This window comes from Legionella genomosp. 1, assembly GCF_900640215.1.
Taxonomy (GTDB): domain Bacteria; phylum Pseudomonadota; class Gammaproteobacteria; order Legionellales; family Legionellaceae; genus Legionella_C; species Legionella_C quinlivanii_A.
The window spans coordinates 73,736-97,512 of the sequence record NZ_CAAAJH010000007.1 but is presented as its reverse complement, the minus strand read 5'-3'; the positions used below and the strand labels follow the sequence as shown (position 1 = coordinate 97,512).

Here is a 23,777-nt window from a genome sequence, read left to right as displayed (position 1 = left end):
TTTGTCATTCCCGCGAAGGCGGGAATCCATTCCTCAATTGGCATTATAGCAAGCTCAGAGATAGATCCCCGCCTTCGCGGGGATGACAGTTTAATATACAATTGAGCTTAACTGAATGGCATTGAGTGGAAGGCTATTCCAGGCTGTACCATTACCAAAAGGGAAAAGATGGTAAATCTGGTTAAATTAAGTGATAAAACACGCCGTTACATTCAGCAAATGAATGAGGTAAACCAGGGGGTGAATTATTTCCCCCAGGAATTTGCTGAAGAAAAACTACCATTATCCCTGCTTCTTCCCTGGTTAAAAAGCAATCCTGTGGCGGATAAAAAGCAGCAGCTTATTCTTGAGCAAGTGCAGGCTGCGCTATTGAAGGACATATACCAGATCCTGCATACTGAAGTCAGGGAGAAGGAAAAAAAAAGTAAATGGGCAAAGTTTAAATTTATTTTACTTTTCGTTAGCGGAACGCTTTATTTTATTTGCGAAGGCTTTGACGGAATCAGTAATGTCCTGGGTTTATTCTCAATCCCTACTGCAGCCGTATTCGTGGCCAGCCTGGTTTTCTCCGCCATATCCATTTTATTATTTTATGGGCTCGATTTAAGCGCTCTGGCGAAAGAGTTCGGAATCAAAATGCAACAGGTTCCTCAGCTGACGAATGTGTATGCAAAACAAGTGAAATTAATTCATGCGATTCAGGCAAAACTTGCTGAAATCTATGATGAAACCGAAAATCTCTGCGTGTTACAGGACTATCTGACGCTTTCACAGGTGTTGCAATTAAAATTCGCGGAATTGGATGAAGCAAGAGCCATTCTACGAGCCAGGCGGTCGAGCACTGCCAGCAAAGCACTAAAACTACTCGCGGTTAGCCTTCAGGCTATTACAGTGTTCAGTGGTGCATTCTGTGCCGGCCAAACGGTTTCCATGTTTATTGCAGGCTGGGTGCTTGCCTCAGTCAGTCCCACTTTCTGGCCTGTTCTGCTGACGAGTATCCTTGTGGGAGCATGCGCATTAGTTTGCTATTGGTATTCAACGAAACCCGAGATAGAAGAGCTGGTGGGCAGGCAACTGGGGCTCGATGAAGGGGTGATTAATTTGCTCTGCGATGAGGAGGCTGTAAGCCAGCAAAAAGCACAGCTTGAAAAGCTGGAGGGCCGGCTTATGAAAAAGTTATTGACGCTGGAAAAAAGAGCAGAGCCCTTACTCAACAGCGATGTCAGGATGCCAATACGCATCAATCGTATTACGCGCACAGTTTCAAATAGCAGTTTTTTCAGTAATCAGGAGCCGCAGGCATCTTCTATACTCAAGCTTGAGGCCCCCGTAAGCCAGGAACTTCAATGCATATAATATTTCTATAACAGGGAAGGCGTCGATACTACCTGCTTTATACCCATTCCAATGGTTGCCAGATTCAAAGGAATATAAACCAATAAGGAATTACCCAAATGATAGTTGGGATTAATAGACACATAATAGTTATGAAAAGGATTCCTGTCATCAAAATGAGGGTCAATGCCATTGGTTAAGGCCACATGGTTTTTAATGACCATTGGATGTTCTGAATGAGGAGTCCAGTTGTTGTCATTAATGAGACAATCCGCTCTTTCCAACACATAGTCCGGGGTGCGTGTATCGGGTTTGGGATAAATATTGTGGTTGAAGCTATTTAAAAACTGATATCGGGATGGTGTGTTTGTATGTGCAAAATAAATAAATTCCTCTTCCGGATGGGCTAATTTATCTTTCATTGCATGAGCGAGGCCAAATTTTGCTGCTACAAATCCTGGATTGACACGCTGATTGTAGTAAGTGCCTCCCCAGTAAGCAATAACCGGCTTACTTTTAGGGTAAATCACCTGACGGCATACGCGTGTGAAGCCGGTCAGGTGATTAAATTGATCGTAATAAAGAGCAAGTGCCCCCGGCTTCTCAACGCCTAAGACCTCATTCCTGAATTGCTCCGGGCTTGAAAGCTGATAATGGCGGGCGGTAAAATTTTCAAGCAATTTGATAAGCCCTGCCAGCTTATCTTTTTCACTTGGAAGCAAAATAATATCTGTTCTGGATATTATAGATTCAATCATTATTTTTCTCTGAAATCAGTTACTTATAGACTTATAAGAAGAATTGCAAAAAGTCAACTAAAGAATGTTTACAGGGAGAAAACTATTTCAAATTCCCAGAGTTTCTTTTACGAAAGGAATGGTGATTTTTCGTTGGGCTGCAAGTGAGGCGATATCCAGCTGGTCAAGGATATTCAGCAAATCATGTAAATTTCTTGTACATCGTTTAATTAAAAACAAGGCTACGCTGTCTTTAAGCTGGAACCCTTTTTTCTCAGCGCCCTGTTGTAAAATCTTTATTTTCAAATCATCATTCAGCTCTTCCAAATGATAAGCTACTCCCCAGGCCAGACGGGAGCGCAGATCGGGCAGGCTGATAGCTGAAGCAGCGGGAGACGCTTGACTTGAAATGAGAAGACAAGACTCATTGTCGCGAATTTTATTAAATAAATGGAATATAGCTTCTTCCCAGATACTGTCATTGGCAATTTCATTAATATCATCAATTGCAATTAACTGCTGCTGTTCCATTCCCTCAAGACAGCCTGGCCCCCAGGCTTTTAAGAGGCTTAATGGAAGATAGGCGGCGCTAAGATTCCGGCTGCTGGCCATTTGGCAGCAGGCTTGCAGCAGATGGGATTTCCCACTTCCGGGTTCTCCCCAGATAAATAGATAGGGTTCGGTTTTATTTGTAAAAAGAGTTTGAATTTGAAGTTCCAGCAAGCGATTAGTGCCCCAGAAAAACTCCGAGAGCTTGGCATCATAGTTCTGTTGAATTTCAAATACTAACTGACGGCTCATTGACTGGTTTGGCTAATTGACAGGGCTTTCCGTCCCCAGGTCCACACATAATCAATATATGTTGCCGCTGTAGTAACGGCGGTAAGCAGAATCAAACTGAAAAGAACATAGGGTGAAAATTCAAAAAAGGCCAGTTGAAACAGGCAAAGAGTGACCAGCAGCAATTGCAGGCCGGTATTGAATTTGCTAAGCCGTGTGGGTTCAAAATTAATCGGCTTACTTATGAGCAGATACCAGGCCAATACACCGAAGGAAATAGTCAAATCTCTTAAAAAAACCAGAATAACCAGCCACCAGGGCAAACTTTCCAATAAAGCCAGTGAGATAAAACTGGAGGCAACCAGTAATTTATCGGCCAGCGGATCAATAAACGAACCTAATGGCGTTGACCAGTTATAATGACGCGCAAGCCAGCCGTCCAGCCCGTCAGTAAGACCGGCTAGCATAAAAATATAAAAAGCCTCCACGAATTCACCGACGTATAGATGCCATAAAAAAGGCAGAATTAACACCAGGCGACCGAGGGTTAGCACATTGGGTATATGTCTCAGAATCGGATGTGACACGCTATTTCAAAATGCTCCTGTATAATTTGGGAGACCAGGCTCTCTGACAAGTGTATACAATACCATAGCTGCTGTCACCTGCTGAGACAGTTTAGTCAAGCAGGGGATTCGAAACACTGTAATAAATACATTCATTCACTGGAGCTGGTAATAAGTTTAAACTCAGACGTTTCTTTATAAGCCAGTTAACAGAGAACAAATGGGTATGAACCCTAAGCTTTAATCCGGGAAAGGCCTCGGTGGTTCTCGGCAGGATTTCGAGCAGCTTCTTTTTGATAATTTTCCAGAAAACTGCAGGATTAAGCTGATAATCATGGGAAAAGGCTTTGATCAATACCTGCAAGTGATTCAAAAAAATGGTGCTGATAAACTGCTGTATCAACTCTGAACCCTCCGGGGTCTCGGCTATTGTTTGACGCTGAACTCTTTTAAAAATAATTCCCTTGGGGATATGGTTATCAAGGATGAGCAGAAGGTCTGCGGACGCAAATAGCAGAATTGTTCCCTGTTCAACCAATAATCTGATGAAAGTCGTGAGGAACTTCTGGCTATACTGTTCAAAGAAAGCGATGGGCGAGAACGAGCTGCCAGCCACTATTTCACTAATTAACTTTGAACCGCTTCCCGGGCAGCGATTAAGCAAAGCATGAAAAGGAACGGCCATTTGATGTTTTTTTAAGAAATCCAGGGGGGATTGAAATAGCATTGGCTTGAGTAGATGAAGCTCTTTTCGAAATAATTCTTCTTCAGACATACAGTCTGTGACAAATACTCCTTCCTCAAATTGACTCACCTGATCAAGCGCTGCCTGTAAAGCCCTGTCATTTGAATAAGAGGAGGCCAGGCGGTCTGACAAAGGTAACTGCAATTCGGCTGTACCTCGTTTCACAGGGGCCATGCAGGAAAGAGGCATTAGTGGTTTTACCTGCTGATGATGGGGAATAAGTAATAAATCATTCTGATCGATTAAATGGCTAAACCTGGATTGAATCAGATTTCGCCATTGCCAGGGATGGACAGGAACAGGCAGGTAATCTGACGCGTTTCGCTGCATGATAAATAATTTATCTTGCCAGCATTTATATTCTTCAGGGAAGCAGGTCTGTATTTCTTTTTGATAAGTGAGAGAAGCCTGCTTCTCCTTTGTAATGGTTTGGCTGTGATGTAAAGCACACCAGTGCAGACTTATCCGGGAATTGAATTGCGGGGCATACTGTAACACCTCACGGCGTTTAAATGCGTCTGGAATAAATTGCTCAGGTTCTAACAAGTCATAGGGCGCGGCCCATTGTCCAAGAAATAACAATAAGTCATGCGCATTACCGGTTTTCGAAAGCCAGGACCAGAAACTGGAGGCACTGCCCATTTCACAACTTAACTCCTTATGCCAGCGTTGTTCATAAAGAAGCATCATTGCCTTGTTAGCGATAAAATGATCCACCTCAGCAAGCAGTTTGGGCCACTGGAAGAAATAACTCTGAGGGTTTTTCTGAAGCTGACTTTCTTTAAGCTGTAATACAAAATCATGCGCCTCATGACTCAGAATGTCTGCAGTCAGATTTTCTGACGCAGCCATTTGACGCAGTTGCTGAAGGCATACACTTTGCGATCTGGAAATGGCCGTTTCTACCTGCTGGTGTGAGCAGGCAATCCCCATTTCAAACAGAAGAAAGCGTAATTGATGCGTTAAGCCGTGATAATCACCGTAAGCGAGGGCCATAACTGTCTCTGCAAGTTAACTATTAGAATAAATATAAATGATAATCATTCTCATTTGCAAGATATTCATAAATAAAACTTATATCTTGATTGCTCCCATAACAATTAACCCAGGCGGTTTATCATGCCATAATGTTTTTGCCTTTAACCAAGCCTTTAAATGAGAATGGATTATGCAGTTAATAAATCAGGACGTTATTTCATCTTTGAGTGCATTGGAACAAAAATTTGTTCTGGACTTACAGCGGAATAAAATAAATAAAGGCTACGCATTATTTATCCCAGGCAATCAGGGCATCAATGACTTGCCGATCAGTTCCAGTCTTATCGCAGGAATAAATGATTTCCTTGCTAATTGGCTCTCTGCCAGCAAAAGCAGTTATTTTTTCTGCCATGAATTAACTATTACGGTAGCTAATCCACCTTCTGCCGGGTTTGAGCAAGTGATGCCTGAGCTTTTCAGGTTGGTGGCACTTGCTGATAAAGCTCGATTACCTAAATTAACTCTTAAGATCGCTTCACTACAACCCGCTCATCTTCGCGCGCTATGCGAAGTACTTCAATCACTCAAGAACACCTCAGTTTGTTTTGCAGGCTTGCCTGACGTCGAAACGGCCTTGCAGCTTGAAGCAATCAGTGAGGCGGCATTACAAACAAAAGTCGACAACACTGTCGATAGCATTATCCCGTCGAAAACTCCTGCACCAGCTTCTTCGCTGTTTAACCAGGCAAAGATAGACGCTTTACTGCAGCAGGAGATCACTCTGCCCCGCATTCAGGGAGCAATTGGTATTGAAAATAAGTTTGACTATGAACAGGAAATTCAGCAGCAGACAGAGGTTAACATATTGCAATCCTGGCAAATTGATCAAATGCAGGAAGTTCAGCAGCAAGCGGAGCGACGAGTTAATTTTATGTCTGGAAATGAAACACTGATCTCCTGGCATGATCTTAACGCAGCAAAGGATCGGAGCCATCCTGGCCATGAGCAGGCTAAAAATAAGCTGGGAGAAGAAATTTTACAATACTCTTTCATGGATCGGGATTTATTTGATTTGTGGGAACGTCTTACCGGGAATGCTGCATTGACGAAGCAGAATGTTATTCCTGACGATAAGGACGACACAGCAAAATTTTTACAATTTTATTCACCCTATGTACCTAAACAAATAAGTGTTGCCGCACTGACTCAAATTGTGCGCCATCCGCATATGTTTCAGCACGGAGCCAATCTTGCCGCTCTCTCTCTAAAGATGTCTTTTGACAGAAATGGCAGTGCGCTTTATATTAATGAGGGGGGCGGACCTGATTTGGCAACGCCTCCTGTAAGCACTCCGATGAAGCCGCAGGCAGTGTGTTCCGCATATTTCGCTCTGCTTGCTCAGTCAAGACTTCCTTCCAGAATGTTTTTTTCAACTTGTAGCGAATTACTGGATACTTATACTGCCTGGCATTATTGGCGGCATGGGTTTGCTGCGCTTAATTTTTTTAATGAAAAGGGGATAGAAAACTTAAATCAAAGCTTGATTAATTTAATACAGGGGCTGGATGCTGCGAAAATTAGCCAGACAATTGCTTATTTTATAAACGCTTTGAGTGCCTGGCATTACCGTAAGTTAGCCAATCGATTGACTAATGTGACTATGAGCCAGGCTTTGTTCGAGGAGCAGGAGAGGGATAACGAGGCTCTGGGCATTGAGAATGCCTTGTCTGCTGAATTAATTGCTTCTTTGCCTGAAGCCTTACGGGAAAAAATCCATCAGCAAATTGGAAGCGTACTGTCCCAGGAGCAACTAAGAAATTCTAAGACAAAGGAAACGGCTCACTACTATCGCGAATTGCTTCTTGAGTTAATGGCTAAACAAAGTACTGAGGATGGAAAGCCTGCGCTTGAGCAATCCCGCATAATCGAGTTGCTGGATAAGCTGGGTTATGCCAATGAAGTTCATTTGATGGAGTTAATTCTTGCCAATCATTCAAGTGTAGTTCATACCATTCTTCGTTCTTTTTCTGAAATTGAGCGGGTATGGGGGGCTGTTGGTTTTGCTGATTTTATTGCGGTTTTTTTAGACCCCTCCCTTAATTTCGCCTGTCTGGCTCAACCAGAACAACAGGCCGCTCTGAAACAGTTGCTGGCCTTTTCTCAGCTTGAATACCATTGGTGGCAGCAGCTGACTCGCCAACATGTCGCAGAAAGCGGTTATAGTGAGTTGGCTCCCATGATAAAGGCTTTTCGAGATTTCCTGGGCGAACTGCGTCAGTTAAATCTTTATGACTCGCTTTTTATGCCCTGTCCTTTGTGGGATATAGTCAATATGCCTGTGGATTTGCATCGGGTTATCAGCTTGTTAAAATTGGTAAAAAATCCGCTTGAGCAGTGGAACAATCTTGCCAGGCTGGATTGGGGGGCTTGCGGGGTTATTAAGGCAGTCCAGGAACATAGTTTCCATTTCGTAAGTGCTGACATGCGCTTGAATCTTGCCTGTGAGCAGCAACTAAATACCGTTATATCGAATTTAAAATTACATAATTATTATCGGCAATATGCTCATCACGATGCTGGATTAATTGAACAATTCGCCTGCCAGCATAATGACATCATTGCCAAGGCGACTCCGGATGAATTGCAGGCTCTTTTAGAGATTAATCTGGCTTGTTTTTACCGCTTTATCGGCAGTGAGAAATATGTAGCACCAATGGCGGTCTATCAGCAGTTGCTGAATCATCTTCGCCTGCCACAAGCCTATACAATAATAGAGCCTGTTCACACTCTTTCTTATCATAATGATGTATTGCAAACCAAACCTGTTCCTAAAAAAAATGCGGTGCCGTTAATTCTTTCCCTGCTGTTAAAGATTATTGCTTTTAGCATGACTGGTGCTCGTGGTCTGGATAGTATGCAAAAACAGGAAAAATTGCGAAACAGGGATCTCAGTGAGTTTATTTTAGCTGCATATGATTGCTCATTGGAAACTTCTTATGAGAAGTCCTGTAAAGAGTTACAGGATCAATTCAACAGAATCAATGCCGTTTCTTTTTTCTGTCTGACTACTGTTCTGGGCCGATGTATTGAATTAACGAATGATGAAAACTATCGGAATAAGAGTCAGAAAGTTCGACTGGACTTGCAAGAATTAACAGTGGTCTTGCGTGCGATCAAAAGAGCGGACAGAGAATACTCTAAACTCCGTAATCCTGAAAAATTATACAAGTTTGAAATTGAAAATAAATGGAAGTCGGAGGCAGTTTGGGATCGGGTTGATAATCAGCTATTGTTTACCAAAGAATTGTTACTGGAGTATGGGCAATTTTATGTGGATGCCTTGCATCGCATGAGTAAATATAACTCAACAATAAATTATCCCATATTCTTGCTTTTTTGCCTAAACCTTAGGCATCAACATTTAAGTTTTGAGAATAAGGCAAGGATGCTACGTCTTTTTGCCCTTTTTGAGCTAAGAAATGATAACTATCTTAAGCTTGTTCCCCAGTATATTCAGTGGACTGAGCAACTTCAGACATTGGGAGAGTTATCGACACAGGCATTAGATGAGTTATTGTCTGCGGTTAGTAATCTTGTACCTCAGCTTAAGTTGGAAGGATTAGAGGAAGTCACTGCCGCTTGTATTGATACTATGCATAAAAAACAGCCCTTGGGCATATTATTGATCGCCAAGCGTTTTCCTGAATGCCAGAATGATCATGAAATCAGTGATATAAACGATCCCGACTTTTATCAGAGTGCAGCTCTTCTGGAGGAAAAATTTTCAGGATTGGGCAGGCACTATGGTTTGATAAAACCGCTGTTATTAAATCGGTTTCCAGTGAGTTTTGGAGAAGACAAGGTCAGTTTGTGGAGTCGGTTTTTATATTTGATGCAGGAAAGAAAGACGGATGAGGAAAGGCTGTTAATTTTGCAGACTCTAATGCAGTCGTCGCATCAGACCGATATGAAAACGCTCAATTCCTGGTTACTTGCCTTATTAAATCCTGTAGATGAAAAAACAGCGTTTCATCCGGCTTATTATAATTTACTTCAGCCACAGCTTATTGGCCATCCACTCAAGAATCTTTATATTGAATTTGTACACTCTTGGTTTAAGGAAATAATAAAAAAACCTGCTGCATATTACAGTGGTTTATTAAGTTTATTGAATCAGTTATCTGCTTATGAATTACCTGCGGAAGTTTTAAAAAATATTTTTCAGACCTTGCAGGATATGAGAGCAGTTCAAGCGCGGGATTGTTATGACTGGTACAGTGATATTGGCAATTTACTTGAATTCTGGAAACAGAAAAATCTGGCGTTTGATTCGTTGAATAAAATCTGTTTTTCCTTACAAAAATTATGTAAGACGGCATTGGAAAAAACCGACTGGAGAAATGATTTGAGTTGGCTATTATCGCAATGGCTGGCTAATATTAACCAAACCTGGGAATTGACTGTTTGCTTCGCTGAGCAATGGGATGATAAAAATCCGCATAAAACATTGCAGCAAATGGGTATTCTGGCGCAAGTAAAAAATGTTGAGCTAAGCAAGGTCTATGCTTTTTTGCAATCCTTGTCAGGAACCGCACTCAAGCAATTGGCTGATTGCTATAACTGCTCTCCTATACCGAGTTCTGCTTTAATGAGCGAACTAATGCAAAGCAAAATAACGGTCGAGCAATTTCAAAGATCACACAATAGTGATCCGCATCAAGAGCGATGTTCAAAGAAATTAAAGGAGCAGTTTGATAATGAAATTTTATGGAATTATCTCCATAAACTGAAAAATCTTTCACCTGATTCTGCTGCTCTGGACGCGTCAACGCAGTTGTTTATAGACTATTTAAAGTTTATTAATCAAATTGGCCTTGAAGAAATACGCTTTTTGTCGCTCAATGAGATACAGCAGCGATTGCATCTCTGCAGGCAAAAACTAAGTGTGCTTGAAAATATTGAAGAGCGGACCGTTATTTATCTTACTGCCTTGAGTCTGATACGTGAAGCAATTTACAAAACCAGCCAACCAGCTGCTCGTTTATGGCTCTCACCGGTGCAGTTGTTGGGGATTTTCAGTTTTGTAGAACGCGTGGTAAAAAATAAATCAGCCTCCGAAATAAGCCCGTTATTTCTTCAAATGGCAACCGGAGAGGGTAAGTCCTTATTAGCGCTCTGCATTGCTCTTTTATCCTGGTTAAATGGTAATCCGTCCGCAGTGGTTACGCATCGCGCATCCCTGGCATTACGTGATGCCAAAATGTTTGGTGAGTTGCTTAAAGCTCTGTCAATAGAATGCCTCCATCTCACCGCCGATGCGTATCGCTGGCAGTTACTATGGCGTTCATTGCTAAAGGATAATAAGCCAGAGTTTACCGGCATTTACTATATCGACTTTAACGATCTCGCACTGATTCTCCAGCAAAAACGCTTGAAAACCGGTGAAACGATCCAGGAGATGTCTTTTGTGCTTGATGAAGCAGATGAAACGATCCTGCATAATCTGACTGCCAATAATCTCACAGAAACTGTCGGCTCAACAGAGACGCATCCCTACGCCTGGGTTTTTGAAGCCTTAGCTGAGTATTTGCATCGATATGATCCAAAAAAAGATTCTTTAAAGGTTTCTTTAGCTGCTTTAGTGAAGTATTTGCAAGGGTATTCACCCGTAGGAATAACTGTTTGCCAGCAAATTGATTTCCTGCTCGCCCTGCCGGACTATTTGCTGGCTTCCTGGCAAGCCAAAACTTTGAAAGAACGTCAGAATTTTCTCTCTAAACCGGCGAATACAAAGAATGCGCAAGAGTTGTATGCGGCAGTGTTATGCAATGATAAATATATGCCCAAAAATGTGACCTTCGATGGCTTAATACAGCAAGCCCTGCATGGCAGTTTAAATGCTCTCGCAAAGCAAAATAATTTACAGCGACATTACCTTGTTGCGGCTGAAACTCAGTTACTTTCCAGCATGACACCGGATGCCGTTCTCGCCTGGATGAAGACTCGCGGTCTTTTGACTGCCCTGAGTGCAACTGTTGGTTCAGATTCTGAAATCAGAGAAATGAAGTTAGGTCTGGATTTTGAGTTTATTAAACTACCCAAAACACAAAGCAATACAATTGCTGATTATCCTGCCCGTTTTTATCATAACCAGCAGGAACAATTACAAGGGATCGCAAAACTTTGCCGCTATTATACGCAGGAAAGAACTCGTCTGAAATCACGAGCAATCCTTATTGTTGTGGAAAATATTGATTTTGCTGAAATAGTGAGTGATTTTTTAAAGAAAGGCGAGAATACATATTCTATCTCTTTATTGCACGCCGGATTAGAAAATATTAGCGATGAAACGCTGGGTGAATTAGAAAAAAAATCCGGACAGTCAGGGCATATCCTTATTGCCGTGGGAGGATTAATAAGTCGTGGTTTTGATACCAAGTTAATTGATGTGAGTCAATTAGTTGTCATAACCACGTATTTAAAAAACTGGGTAGATGAAATTCAGGTAAAAGGCCGGGGCGGGCGCATTAACCCGCTGACTGGAAAACGGGATAAAGGAAAGTTTTTTGCTGTATATAATCGCGAATTAGAATGTCAGCGTTATCCTTTTGTGAACCCCATTGACGATATTCGGATTAATCCGGATGGATTCAGAAAACGACAATATTTCGCACACTACAGTCAGGAATCCTCGCTGCGTTTAAACCGGCAATTGCTCAGTATCTGCAGAAATACAATCCAAGAAGATTTTAATCGTTTATGGTCCTCCTTGTTTCAAGATGCCTTGGTAACAGCAAGTATGCGCGCTAAGGTGCTGGCATTATATGTTGCTGGTTTGAAAAAAATAACTTCTGTGGTTCATATCTGTGATTTTACCCAGCCTGGGCGAACGGTGGAACTACATGCTTATAACGCGTTTCTGCTGCAACATTACCAGGAGACTCTGGCTGCAATAGAGGGTGTTTTAAATCATTCAATTCCTGCAAAGGAAAATCAGCATATTTCCAATTTAAAACAAACCATTGAGATACAGCAGCATCGCCTGATTGACAGACGACAAGATGTGCTGGGAAGTGGGCCAGATAAACCTAAAGTTAAGGTTTATGAAAAATGGAAAGACGGAGTGCAATTAAACGCCTATCTTGATTCGAGTAATCAAGGTTATGGGAATTATTTTCGACATGGATACAAAAGATATTGGCTCCCTGCCGAGGTGAAAACCGATATACAAACTGAAAAAGCCAGCCTGGAACAGGCATTACAGCTGAAGCTTGTGAAAAAAACTGATTTTATTTCACAATTAAAGCGGCGCATGGCCTATGGTGAAAAAAAGAATGCGGTAGATTATTTATTAATTTACCAGCAACATTTTAACCCTGCAGCAATAGCTGATAATGTGGTAGTTAGCGAAACACAAGACACTGAATTGCTTGCCTGCCGCAAAGTGCTGGCTGCCGCAGTTCCTGCTTCATTAACGATTATTCACGATCCGCTCATGGGGAAAATCTGCCAGATGGTTATGCGTGGAGCTGAGTCAGGGAATTTTGAGCATTTGCAGAAAGTAATTCAAGAGGCCTATCAGCATTTTAAAATATCACAGCGGCTTAAATTTCAAATTACTTCCAGCGTTCAGAACGATGTAAAATATTATGAACTCAGCATCAATTTTTCTGATGAAGTCTTTGCCAATATAGATAGAAAAGCACTAATGAGCTACATTGCCCAGGCATTCCATTTGAATATTGATTCGCTATTCCAGGCTGACTATAAACCCTCTTTGTCCGCAATGAAAAATCTGTATGGTCTGACGGCTCGATATAATAGGAATTTACCTGCTGATATCAAGGCTAGTGAGCTTAGCCGGCAAGAATATTATGACAAATTATTTAAGCCAATGCTTGCGGGGTTAAAGACAAATATTTATCGCTTTCCCAAGGAGTTTTCAGCATATCAAGAAGCTTTATTGAAGTACTCTATGGAATGGCAGTATATTAATCAATCAGGACTACAATGTAATGCTTATCCGCCACCGTTTACGGATGCTTTTTCCTTGTTGGAAAATCATAAGAAACGCAAGCTTCTTGAGTTATTAAACGACTATGTTAATCAATTTACAAATAATTCTCTGAAAGATAATTATTTGGCAAGACAACAGAAGGAGTGTCTCGTTGATTTATCACTGCGCGTTGTGAATTCTGGCCCTCAAGACAGCTTGCAATCGATTTATGATAAATGGCGAATGATACAGTTCAAATATTTCGGTACTATCACGGTGGAAGAATTATTAAAGCGGCGGGATGTTCAACGTTCAGCATTTCTTTTCAAGCAAATAAAGACGCCTGATCTGTCGGCAGTATGGGGCAGAATAGCGGGATTGGTTCAACCAGCGCAAGTCTCAATCCCATCTTTTGCGGAAAAATCTTTAATCTAAATTTGACCTGCAATGCAGCCTCGCCAGAGGCTGTTGATTATTTCGAAGGGGACGGGATGGTTTTCAATTTTCTCGTGGGCGGTAAATTATCGCGATATTTCCAATCAGCTGAACCAGTTCAGCATGGAGAGTTTCGCAAATTTCCGTGAACATCGGCTGACGATCTTCTTTTTCAACGCCATAGATTTTGACTTTAATTAACTCATGCGCCTGCAAGGCAATATTTGTTTCATCGATAACTGCCTGCGTTAAGCCTTTTGCCCCGATTTGAATAACCGGCTTCAAATGATGTGCCTTTGCTTTTAAAGATTGCCTGAATGCGGTGTCCATTTGTGGATCCTGATTAAAAAAACTTCAGATTATTGCACGTTTCACTGGGAAAAAATAGGAATTTTGAGTATCATGAAGCATTCTATGTTTAAAAAATAAGTTTATGCCTCGTTCCAAAAGTAGTAAGCGTTGGTTACAAGAGCATTTTGACGATTTCTATGTCAAAAAAGCGCAAGCTGAGGGTTATCGTAGCCGTGCTGTATATAAATTGAAAGAAGTTGACGAGCGAGAGCATTTATTGCGGTCCGGAATGACCGTGGTCGATCTTGGAGCTGCCCCCGGTGGCTGGACACAATATATTAGTCAGAAACTAAACGGAAAAGGCAAAATTATTGCGCTGGACATATTACCAATGGACCACCTGGCCGACGTAACCTTTATTCAAGGAGATTTTCGAGAAGATGAGGTTCTGCAGCAATTACTCGCTTTAATCCCGGAGCGCAGTGTGGACTTGCTTTTATCCGATATGGCCCCAAATATGAGTGGAAGCTATGCGATTGATATTCCCAAGGCCATGTATCTGGCTGAACTGGCATTCGATTTTGCTGATAAAATGCTCAAGCCAAAGGGCGCTATGCTTATGAAAGTGTTTCATGGAGAAGGCTTTGATGAACTGGTAAAGCAAATAAGACAAAAATTTGGAAAAGTAGCAATCCGAAAACCAGCGGCTTCGCGATCACGATCTCGTGAGACCTATTTGCTGGCTAAGGACTATAATTTATAGTAAGTTAATCGTTCTGACGTCGTAGAATAGTTCTTACATATCAGGCAGGACGACAGAGGTTTTGCCGCTGCCTTAACTGGAACTAAAGATACGCCCTTAATAGAGGTAAATGCTTTGAACGACATGGTAAAAAATTTATTTCTGTGGCTTGTTATTGCCATTGTGCTGGTCTCTGTATTCAGTAATTTTGGTCCTCGACATGCTGCGGCTGAGAAAATCTCTTACAGCCAATTTCTAACAGAAATTGACCAGGGCGCAGTCAATGCGGTTACGATTGAAGATAACAAGATTATTAAAGGGGTTACCAAAAATAACCGCCGCTTCGTTACGTATATGCCCATGACGGATAATGCTTTACTGGGTCAGTTACTGAAAAATAAAGTAGATATTAGCGGTCAGGAGAAACAACAGGAAAGCTTCCTGCTGCATATTTTCATTAACTGGTTCCCCATGCTGCTTTTAATAGGTGTATGGATATTTTTCATGCGTCAGATGCAAGGAGGCGGAGGGCGCGGGGCCATGTCTTTTGGCCGTTCACGCGCACGCCTGCTCGGTGAAGATCAGGTTAAGGTGACTTTTGCTGATGTCGCCGGTGTCGATGAAGCCAAGGAAGAAGTGAAAGAACTGGTTGATTTCCTTCGTGATCCAAGCAAATTCCAGAATCTGGGTGGACGTATTCCCCGCGGTGTGCTGCTGGTGGGCCCTCCTGGAACTGGTAAAACCCTGCTGGCCAAAGCGGTGGCGGGTGAAGCAAAAGTTCCATTTTTCACAATTTCGGGTTCTGATTTTGTTGAAATGTTTGTCGGGGTAGGGGCTTCCCGGGTTAGAGATATGTTTGAGCAAGCCAAAAAGCATGCCCCCTGTATTATTTTTATAGATGAAATTGATGCTGTCGGACGGCATCGCGGCGCCGGCCTTGGCGGCGGCCATGACGAGCGCGAACAGACATTAAACCAGCTGTTGGTTGAGATGGATGGCTTTGAAGGAAATGAAGGGGTTATTATTGTTTCTGCGACCAATAGGCCTGACGTTCTGGATCCTGCACTGCTAAGACCGGGTCGTTTTGATCGCCAGGTTGTGGTTCCTTTACCCGATATTCGTGGGCGCGAGCAAATTTTGAAAGTTCATCTGCAGAAAGTGCCGATTGAAAAAACGGTAGATATTTTACCTATCGCTCGGGGAACCCCAGGTTTTTCTGGCGCTGATTTGGCAAATCTGGTTAATGAGGCTGCATTGTTCGCAGCACGCTCCAATAAACGCAAAGTAGGCATACTGGAGCTCGATAAAGCCAAAGACAAAATTATGATGGGTGCTGAGCGCCGTTCGATGGTAATGGATGAGAACGAGAAGAAGCTCACCGCTTATCATGAAGCAGGTCATGCCATTGTTGGTCTGTTGGTTCCTGAGCATGATCCTGTTTATAAGGTGACCATTATTCCGCGCGGAAGAGCATTGGGTGTGACTATGTTCCTTCCCGAACAAGATCGCTATAGCCATAGCAAGAGGCGTCTCGAGAGCCAGTTATCCAGTTTATTCGGTGGACGAATCGCAGAAGAGTTGATTTTTGGCGCTGACAGTGTAACCACTGGTGCTTCAAACGACATTATGCGTGCTACCGAAATCAGCCGCAAGATGGTCACCAGCTGGGGGCTTTCTGCTTTAGGTCCGCTTACGTTTGGCGAAGAAGAAGGCGAAGTGTTCCTCGGACGCAGTATGTCACAACGTAAGGAGATGTCTGATAACACTGCTCATCAGATCGATGAGGAAGTTCGACAGATTATTGATAGAAATTATCAACGTGCTAAAGAGATTCTCACAGCTAACCTTGATAAATTGCATTTGATGGCGGACGCTTTAATTAAGTTTGAAACAATTGATTCCAATCAGATAGCAGAAATTATGGCAGGTCATGAGCCGTCACCTCCTGAGGATTGGACTGGTCAAAAACCGGATTCCAATGCGTCGCCCTCTCTGGATCAAAAAATCAATGGCAAGCAGGTTGATCATCCAGCTGAAGGACATTAGCGTAACACAGCTTCCAATAGTAGTGGCTATTGGAAGCCTACTTGGTTTATTCTCCAGGCATTCAAATATTCAGGACTAAATTGAACAATCAGCAATTCAAATTCTGGTGTGAAAATCATCCCGCCTCCGTTGATCCTGTTTTTCAGGCACTGGTGATGGGTATTGTGAATGTGACACCTGATTCCTTTTCAGACGGCGGTCAATATAATGATTTGCCTAAAGCACTTTCGCATGCACTTCAGCTAATAGATGACGAGGCAGACATTATTGATATTGGTGGTGAATCTGTCAGACCCGGTGCGACAGCTATAAGCGAACAGGAGGAGTTGAATCGCGTGATACCGCTTATCGAAGCACTTCGCAATGAGAGCGATATCTGTATTTCTATCGATACTACAAAACCCGGGGTTATGAAAGAGGCCATACGCGCAGGCGCCGGCTTGATTAATGACATTAATGCCCTGCAGGATGAAGCAGCTCTGGCGCTTGTGGCATCAACAGACATTCCGGTTTGTCTGATGCATATGCAAGGCACACCCATGACGATGCAAGTCAATCCACATTACAATCAGGATGTAGTCGATGAAATTAATGAATTTCTGGCAAAACGCATACAAGCCTGCATCTCAGCAGGAATAAAACCAGAGCAAATGATTGTCGATCCGGGTTTCGGTTTTGGTAAAAAGGTGGAACACAATTTACAGATAACTAAACAATTAAGCCGTTTTCGGATACACCAGCGACCTGTACTTTTAGGTGTATCCCGAAAAACTACTATAGGCAAAGTTTTAAATAAGAATGTCGATGAGCGACTAATTGGAAGCCTGATTTTATCTGCAGTCGCTATCGAACAGGGTTTAGGCATTATCAGGACGCACGATGTAGCAGAAACAAAACAGGTAATAACTATGATGCAGGCTATCCATGAATCCTGTGGCGATACTAACAAATTGAGGACTTAAAGATGGATCAACGAAAATATTTTGGTACGGACGGTATCCGTGGGCAGGTTGGTTTATCAAATGTAAATCCAGAATTTATGTTAAAGCTTGGTTGGGCCGTAGGGCGTGTTTTGGCGAATGGCCATCGAAAACATGTATTGATTGGTAAAGATACCAGAATTTCAGGTTATATGCTGGAATCCGCATTGGAAGCAGGACTGGCTGCTGCCGGTGTGGATATCAGCCTGGTGGGGCCGATGCCTACTCCTGCTGTGGCCTATTTGACCCAGACTTTACGTGCGAATGCCGGAATTGTTATCAGTGCCTCACATAATCTATTTGAAGATAACGGGATTAAATTTTTCGCAGCTGATGGAAGTAAATTACCGGATGCGATGGAATTGGCGATAGAAAGAGAATTAGAAAAGCCGCTTACCACAGTCAGTTCAGTAAAACTTGGGAAAGCAAAACGGATTAGTGATGCGCCTGGACGTTATATTGAATTTTGCAAATCGACCATTCCTTCCTTAACCAGACTGTCTGGCTTAAAAATTGTCGTCGATTGCGCAAACGGTGCGACATATCATGTTGCGCCGAATGTATTCACGGAACTTGGTGCGCAGGTAACGGCAATCGCCGATAATCCGGATGGATTTAATATTAATCAGAACTGTGGTTCCACCTCGCCGGAAATGTTACGCCAGTGGGTCCTGAAAACAGGGGCTGATATAGGTATCGCTCTCGATGGAGACGGCGATCGTCTCATCCTCATTGATTCCAGGGGAAATATCATCAACGGAGATCAGGTATTATATATTATTACCAAAGACAGGTTTCAACGGGGCATACTTCATGGTGGCGTAGTCGGAACTTTAATGAGTAACTACGGATTAGAAAAAGCTATTTCAAATCTGAACATCCCATTTTTAAGGACCAAAGTTGGGGATCGTTATGTTTTGGAAACCTTAAAAGAGAAAGATTGGCGAATTGGTGGAGAATCTTCCGGTCATATCGTTTGTCTTGATAAAACTACGACTGGTGACGGCATAATTGCTGCTCTGCAAGTGCTTGCCTGTATGGTTAAGCAGGGTAAATCTCTCTCAGAACTTACCGAGGGGATAACCCTGCTACCCCAGACCCTAATCAATATCAAGACAGAACACGCAACGGAATTACTTGAAGATCAGAGAGTCCAGGCATCTGTGCGTGCCTTGTCTGAAAAGCTAGGCAATGACGGCCGCGTTTTATTGCGCCCATCCGGTACTGAACCATTACTGCGGGTGATGGTAGAGGGATTGGATCAGGATGAAGTTCTTGTACAGGCAGAGCAACTCCGAGATAATATCGTCACTATCGAACAGGGTCTGCGCTGATCTTCAAATACTGAGGCTTAATCCATAGGTATCTACCTATCACCCTACGCCCTGCGGCTTGTCCGCAGGGATGCTTATACAGTACATTATTGTCTTGCCAAAGTGTTAGCCAACTCAAAATCCTCCTGCAAGGAATGCACTGTGGAGGTGGACTTATAAAAAACACTTTGATAAAAAGAAGATTTATTTTCCGAGAAGCAATTCCATAAAGCAGTACTCACTTTTGCAGCCCATTGTGAAAGAATCCAGAATCCACGGTGCTCATAAAGACTTTGATAACGCGGATCAGAAAGGTAATTTCTAATCAACTGTACACTAGTGTTAGCATTTTGAGCGGGCTGTTTTTGCAGTTGGTGCGCCAGATCAGCACAGAGTTTGGCTTCACGAGAATATTTTCTATTTAATAAACTATCCAGTTGTGATTGCAAAATGGGATGAAACTTCCCTTTTTCCTGCAAGTTTGGTTCAACAGGAGGTTTGAAACTAAGTAGAACGGACCACTGTTCGCTGGGATTTTCACATAAGGATTTATATTTATAAAGTAAACTGTAAGGAGCTGATGGAGGCGGTTCGTTCATCTCAAAAAGAATGTCTTTCAGTAACTGATACATTTGCCGTTTGGTCGCTTCATTGACATGCTGTTGCTGCAAACACATGAACAGCTTAACATACCAACTATTTAAATCTGCAGGTAGTTGTTGAAGTTTGACGATAATTTTGCTGTTCCAGTACTGCAATTTACCCAAGTGTAAATCCATTGTACTCGCACGTCGCATGCGAGCATTCGTCAATGCAGCCTCAAGAGTTTCCTGTGGTTTTGTACTGAGTTCATGAGGCTTTATCGTAGTTTGTAACAATTTTAGCTCAAGCGATAAGCTGGCAATATGTGTATCCAGTTTTTGAGGATCAATCGGATGTTGATCAAGCCTTAACAGTTCATTTTCAAGCTGCGCTAATTTATTTAAAGTATTGGTTTGAACTGTCCTGATTCCTTCTATCTGTTGACTAATCTGCCTTAGAAGACCAAACTCCGCAAGTAAATTCTGGCATTTACTTAATAACTGCGCTAATCGAATGAGTTCATTCTGCCGCCCTGCCGACTCTTCTTTCAAGACTGCCAATTCGCGTGCCGGTGGAACAAAATCTTCAGGGAGGCCATTAAATATATGGCTAGTTTCCAGGCTGTTGAGTTCTTTTTTTGCCTCTATAAACTGGGGAAGTAAAGCAATAATTTGGGAGTGTCTACTGCAGGCTCGTTCTAATTCCGGAAGAATTTTGTCTAACTCAATTAATAGTGACACGCTTGAAACAGGTTCTCTGGCAATGAAGCCGGGAATAAAACCCTGGATTGCATTAATGATTAGATTGATTGCATCAGATGAGAGGTGATGCTTAGGGTTATCAACCCACTCGCGCGAGTTATCTGATAAAAGCTTTTTGGTATCATCCAGTATTTCACTCAGTTGCGCCAATTGGTAAGCTGCATTGTCCTTATCATGAAGAAGTTTAAGGTACTCAAGCTCGCTCTTTTCGCGGGTCAGCTCCTCATTATGGTCCTCAGGATTGGCCCAATAAAAAACCAAAGCGCTGGGCCAGTAGGAATTAAGATGAGAAACTCTGCTTTGTCTATCCTTTAGTAAATCTTCTATATTTGAGGTTGCAGAATAAAGATCATCAAGTTCCCTGGTATTAACAAGCTTGCTTTCATTTATCTGCCTGCCAATGGCAGTTACGGTATCTTCCAAAAACAGAATCTTCTTTTGCAAATCCTGAATCTCAGCAACAAGGTCATTTTTTGAAACGGTGTCAATAAGTTGCGTTTTGCTTGATGATAACTGCTGAAGAATGGCATGCAAGCGTTTGGATTCACTTAAGGAATTAGCGGCAAAAAGCGATGCATGTTTAATCGTGGTGGAAGCAGTGAAAATAACATTAAGTGCATTAAGCTTATGAATTGCCTCGTCCCTAAGGAGAAGCTTCTCACCAACAATAACCTGATGATTTTGAAGTAAAAGGCGCTGATATTCGTCCCGTGTGAAAATAAAAAACTGGCGGATAATCGGTTCGTCGCCATCGTTTGCCTGGGGCAAAGCAGACGAGGGAGAGCCTTCACAGGCTTTCAGAAGCTCAGGGGAGTGGGAATCAATTCTCTTTCGAACGTCTGCTTCTTCTTTGAGCAGAGAGTTTAACCTGGGCTCCAATGATAATTTTTGGTGATATAATTCTTTGACTTGCTGGGCCAGCAGCTGACCATTTAACTCCCTTGTCTTAAGCTCGTTGACTTTCAGATAGATTTTATAAATGTTTGTGATTATCTGCCATTGGACTTCTATCTCAGAATCAATTGCCAATGGTTTTGAAAATAAATCCTGGCAGGAGTGAAGCAGTTTTCCTAGTTCCAGAACATTAATCGGATGCTCCAGCATGGAAAGCCGCCGGGCAAGATCAATAATTCGATTCTTCATAACCTGTCCTCCCTGAACAAAGTACGTAAGATGAGAAGAATTAGAACAAATTTAATGAAAATTGGCAATAATAGCCAGTACTTTTGAAAAAATAGCCGGAAGGACTTCAATAGCTGCGAGGAAATTAAACTGATCATGAGAGAATAAAGAAAATATAGATGAAATGTTTTGATTAAGTGCTTTGTCTAAGGTATAGTCGCAAAATTAGATTCGAGGTTCGCATGCGAAAAAAAATAGTAGCTGGCAATTGGAAGATGAATGGTCAAATTGATCAAATCAGATCTCTTCTTCAGGCTATTTTGCATGGGTTGCCAAAAGATTTGACAGTTGATTGTGTATTGATGCCATCAATGCTGCATTTACCCATGGTAAGCGAGATACTAAAATCCAGCCCAGTTCAATTGGGGGCCCAGAATGTGTATCCGAAGGACTCTGGGGCTTATACGGGTGAAGTTTCAGCAGCTATGGTAAAAGAGTACAACTGCCGATATGCAATGGTAGGGCATTCGGAGCGACGAAGATTTTTTTCGGAAAGTGAAAAATTTGTTGCAGAAAAATTCCACCATGTAAAAGATCATGATATGATACCGATTCTTTGTGTGGGCGAGACCTTAAGCGAACGAGAAGATGGTCTTACAGAGCAAGTAGTTGCCAGGCAAATACGAGCAGTCGCCGACAAAGAACATTGTTTTAGAAATTGCGTAATTGCATATGAGCCAGTTTGGGCTATAGGAACAGGTGTGCCACCTTTACCCGAAGAGGTACAGGCAGTTCATCAGTTTATCAGAGAGTTAGTGGCAGAATACGATAAAAATGCCGCGTCAATGATAACGATTGCCTATGGCGGAAGTGTTAATGACAAGAACGCAGCATCACTATTCAGCATGTCTGATGTGGATGGCGTTTTGGCAGGTGGTGCATCGCTTAATGCACAACAGTTTGTGGAAATTGTTAAATGTATCAATTAATCTTAATGATTCATGTACTTGTTGCGATTGCTCTGATCGGATTAGTGCTAATCCAGCATGGCAAAGGAGCCGATATAGGTGCAGCATTTGGCTCTGGCGCATCGAATACAGTGTTTGGTAGTCAAGGTACTGGCGGTTTCCTGTTCAGGTTTACTGGCGGTCTGGCTATAACATTTTTTATAACCAGTTTGACTCTGTCGTATATTGTTTCCATGCAATATCAAAAAGCAGGGCAACAAGTAATACCTCAGCAGACCAGTGTACAGGAAAACAAAGTTCCCGTGCCGGTTGATAGCAGTAAAAACGAAAAACAATAAACTAACAATGCCGAAGTGGTGGAATTGGTAGACACGCCGTCTTGAGGGGGCGGTGGCGTAAGCCGTGCCGGTTCGAGTCCGGCCTTCGGCACCATTTATCCAAGCGATTTAAATGATGCTATCACAATATTTACCGATATTTGTTTTTATAATTATTGGCTTGATTCTAGGTATCGCAATGATAACTGCGGGTTCGCTGTTATCAAAAAGCAATCCAGATTCAGCTAAGAACTCCCCCTATGAGTGTGGCTTTGATGCCTTTGAAAGCTCTCATATCCCTTTTGATGTAAGATTTTATCTAGTTGCTATACTATTTATTATCTTTGATTTGGAAACCGCGTTTTTCTTCCCCTGGGCTTTAGTGTTGCGCAAGATAGGCTGGTTTGGTTTTCTCTCAATGGCAATTTTTCTGGGACTTCTGGTCATTGGATTTATTTATGAGTGGAAACGTGGGGCGCTAGAATGGGAATAGTATTCCCGCAGGGCATACAAATCTTGAATCTTGGTTAGGAATAATAACAATATTCGTTCAATATAGAACAGAACGTTTTGTTTCTTATTTCCATACTTTTCAGAGGCTTATATATGGCTGCTGCAGAATTGCAAAAAAGTGGTTTCATTACAACCAGTGTCGATAAATTGTTAGGTTGGGCGCGAAGCGGTTCAATGTGGCCAATGACCTTTGGACTGGCCTGCTGTGCCGTAGAAATGATGCATGTGGGAGCTGCCCGTTACGATCTGGACCGCTTCGGTATCATTTTCAGACCAAGCCCTCGTCAATCGGATGTAATGATTGTTGCAGGTACTTTATGTAACAAAATGGCCCCTGCATTGCGCAAGGTCTACGATCAGATGCCTGAGCCGCGCTGGGTTATCTCAATGGGATCCTGTGCCAATGGTGGAGGCTATTATCATTATTCCTATTCTGTTGTTCGCGGTTGTGACCGTATAGTTCCAGTAGATATCTATGTTCCTGGCTGCCCTCCAACTGCAGAAGCGCTTCTCTATGGGATTATCCAGCTGCAGAATAAGATAAGACATAAAACAATCATTGAAGCTTAA

The 23,777-nt window shown here is 42.4% G+C and carries 16 protein-coding genes and 1 tRNA gene; 11 read left to right on the top strand and 6 right to left on the bottom strand.

The genetic code is table 11. The annotated features are described in order from the left end of the window. Positions 1–168 precede the first annotated feature (168 nt). Positions 169–1,356 (top strand): hypothetical protein, encoded by a 1,188-nt coding sequence (locus tag E1O89_RS08620; protein ID WP_133139807.1) that lies wholly within the window; start codon positions 169–171, stop codon positions 1,354–1,356. Between the two features lie 5 nt (positions 1,357–1,361). Here E1O89_RS08620 and E1O89_RS08615 read toward each other — a convergent pair whose 3' ends face one another. The 4 genes from E1O89_RS08615 to E1O89_RS08600 all read right to left on the bottom strand — a co-directional run bounded on the left by E1O89_RS08615 (position 1,362) and on the right by E1O89_RS08600 (position 5,159). After that, positions 1,362–2,093 (bottom strand): hypothetical protein, encoded by a 732-nt coding sequence (locus E1O89_RS08615; protein ID WP_133139806.1) that lies wholly within the window; start codon positions 2,091–2,093, stop codon positions 1,362–1,364. Between the two features lie 87 nt (positions 2,094–2,180). Next, positions 2,181–2,873 carry a DnaA regulatory inactivator Hda gene (gene hda / locus E1O89_RS08610; RefSeq protein ID WP_112219333.1) on the bottom strand — a complete coding sequence of 231 codons (693 nt, stop codon included), beginning with the start codon at positions 2,871–2,873 and terminating at the stop codon, positions 2,181–2,183. Beyond that, complete coding sequence (locus E1O89_RS08605) at positions 2,870–3,439, bottom strand: CDP-alcohol phosphatidyltransferase family protein (protein WP_233012971.1); 570 nt, start codon at positions 3,437–3,439, stop codon at positions 2,870–2,872. The genes hda and E1O89_RS08605 overlap by 4 nt, the downstream gene beginning before the upstream one ends. Positions 3,440–3,530: 91 nt before the next feature. Beyond that, positions 3,531–5,159, bottom strand: a complete 1,629-nt coding sequence (locus tag E1O89_RS08600; protein WP_133139805.1) for an IucA/IucC family protein — start codon at positions 5,157–5,159, stop codon at positions 3,531–3,533. 172 nt (positions 5,160–5,331) lie between these two features. On the opposite strand from E1O89_RS08600, the gene E1O89_RS08595 reads away from it, so the two are divergent. After that, the gene (locus E1O89_RS08595) at positions 5,332–13,572 is read left to right on the top strand and encodes a hypothetical protein (protein ID WP_133139804.1); all 8,241 of its coding nucleotides are present in this window, start codon (positions 5,332–5,334) and stop codon (positions 13,570–13,572) included. Positions 13,573–13,635: 63 nt separating this feature from the next. On the opposite strand, the gene yhbY is transcribed toward E1O89_RS08595, so the two are convergent. Beyond that, on the bottom strand, positions 13,636–13,902 hold the full coding sequence (gene yhbY, locus E1O89_RS08590; protein WP_133139803.1) for a ribosome assembly RNA-binding protein YhbY: 267 nt from the start codon (positions 13,900–13,902) through the stop codon (positions 13,636–13,638). Positions 13,903–14,005: 103 nt separating this feature from the next. On the opposite strand from yhbY, the gene rlmE reads away from it, so the two are divergent. The 4 genes from rlmE (at position 14,006) to glmM (ending at position 18,965) form a co-directional block, all read left to right on the top strand. Beyond that, a complete protein-coding gene (rlmE, locus tag E1O89_RS08585) occupies positions 14,006–14,626 on the top strand; it encodes a 23S rRNA (uridine(2552)-2'-O)-methyltransferase RlmE (protein WP_133139802.1) in 621 nt (206 codons plus the stop codon). Between the two features lie 123 nt (positions 14,627–14,749). Beyond that, a complete protein-coding gene (gene ftsH / locus E1O89_RS08580; RefSeq protein ID WP_165483109.1) occupies positions 14,750–16,651 on the top strand; it encodes an ATP-dependent zinc metalloprotease FtsH in 1,902 nt (633 codons plus the stop codon). An 80-nt stretch (positions 16,652–16,731) separates the two neighbouring features. After that, a complete protein-coding gene (folP, locus tag E1O89_RS08575) occupies positions 16,732–17,613 on the top strand; it encodes a dihydropteroate synthase (protein WP_262337469.1) in 882 nt (293 codons plus the stop codon). Positions 17,614–17,615: 2 nt separating this feature from the next. Then, entirely contained in the window at positions 17,616–18,965 is a 1,350-nt protein-coding gene (gene glmM, locus E1O89_RS08570; RefSeq protein ID WP_133139800.1) for a phosphoglucosamine mutase, read from the top strand. A gap of 86 nt (positions 18,966–19,051) precedes the next feature. On the opposite strand, the gene E1O89_RS08565 is transcribed toward glmM, so the two are convergent. Continuing rightward, positions 19,052–21,430, bottom strand: coding sequence for a hypothetical protein (locus tag E1O89_RS08565; protein WP_133139799.1), 2,379 nt, complete (start codon positions 21,428–21,430; stop codon positions 19,052–19,054). 221 nt (positions 21,431–21,651) lie between these two features. On the opposite strand from E1O89_RS08565, the gene tpiA reads away from it, so the two are divergent. The 5 genes from tpiA to E1O89_RS08540 all read left to right on the top strand — a co-directional run bounded on the left by tpiA (position 21,652) and on the right by E1O89_RS08540 (position 23,777). Continuing rightward, positions 21,652–22,398 carry a triose-phosphate isomerase gene (gene tpiA, locus E1O89_RS08560; protein WP_133139798.1) on the top strand — a complete coding sequence of 249 codons (747 nt, stop codon included), beginning with the start codon at positions 21,652–21,654 and terminating at the stop codon, positions 22,396–22,398. Then, a complete protein-coding gene (gene secG, locus E1O89_RS08555; RefSeq protein WP_112219326.1) occupies positions 22,386–22,715 on the top strand; it encodes a preprotein translocase subunit SecG in 330 nt (109 codons plus the stop codon). The genes tpiA and secG overlap by 13 nt, the downstream gene beginning before the upstream one ends. Before the next feature lie 9 nt (positions 22,716–22,724). After that, positions 22,725–22,809, top strand: a tRNA-Leu gene (locus tag E1O89_RS08550). A 21-nt stretch (positions 22,810–22,830) separates the two neighbouring features. Further along, complete coding sequence (gene ndhC, locus E1O89_RS08545) at positions 22,831–23,187, top strand: NADH-quinone oxidoreductase subunit A (RefSeq protein ID WP_058507325.1); 357 nt, start codon at positions 22,831–22,833, stop codon at positions 23,185–23,187. A gap of 113 nt (positions 23,188–23,300) precedes the next feature. After that, positions 23,301–23,777: a NuoB/complex I 20 kDa subunit family protein gene (locus tag E1O89_RS08540; RefSeq protein ID WP_058507233.1), complete on the top strand. Its 477-nt coding sequence runs from the start codon at positions 23,301–23,303 to the stop codon at positions 23,775–23,777.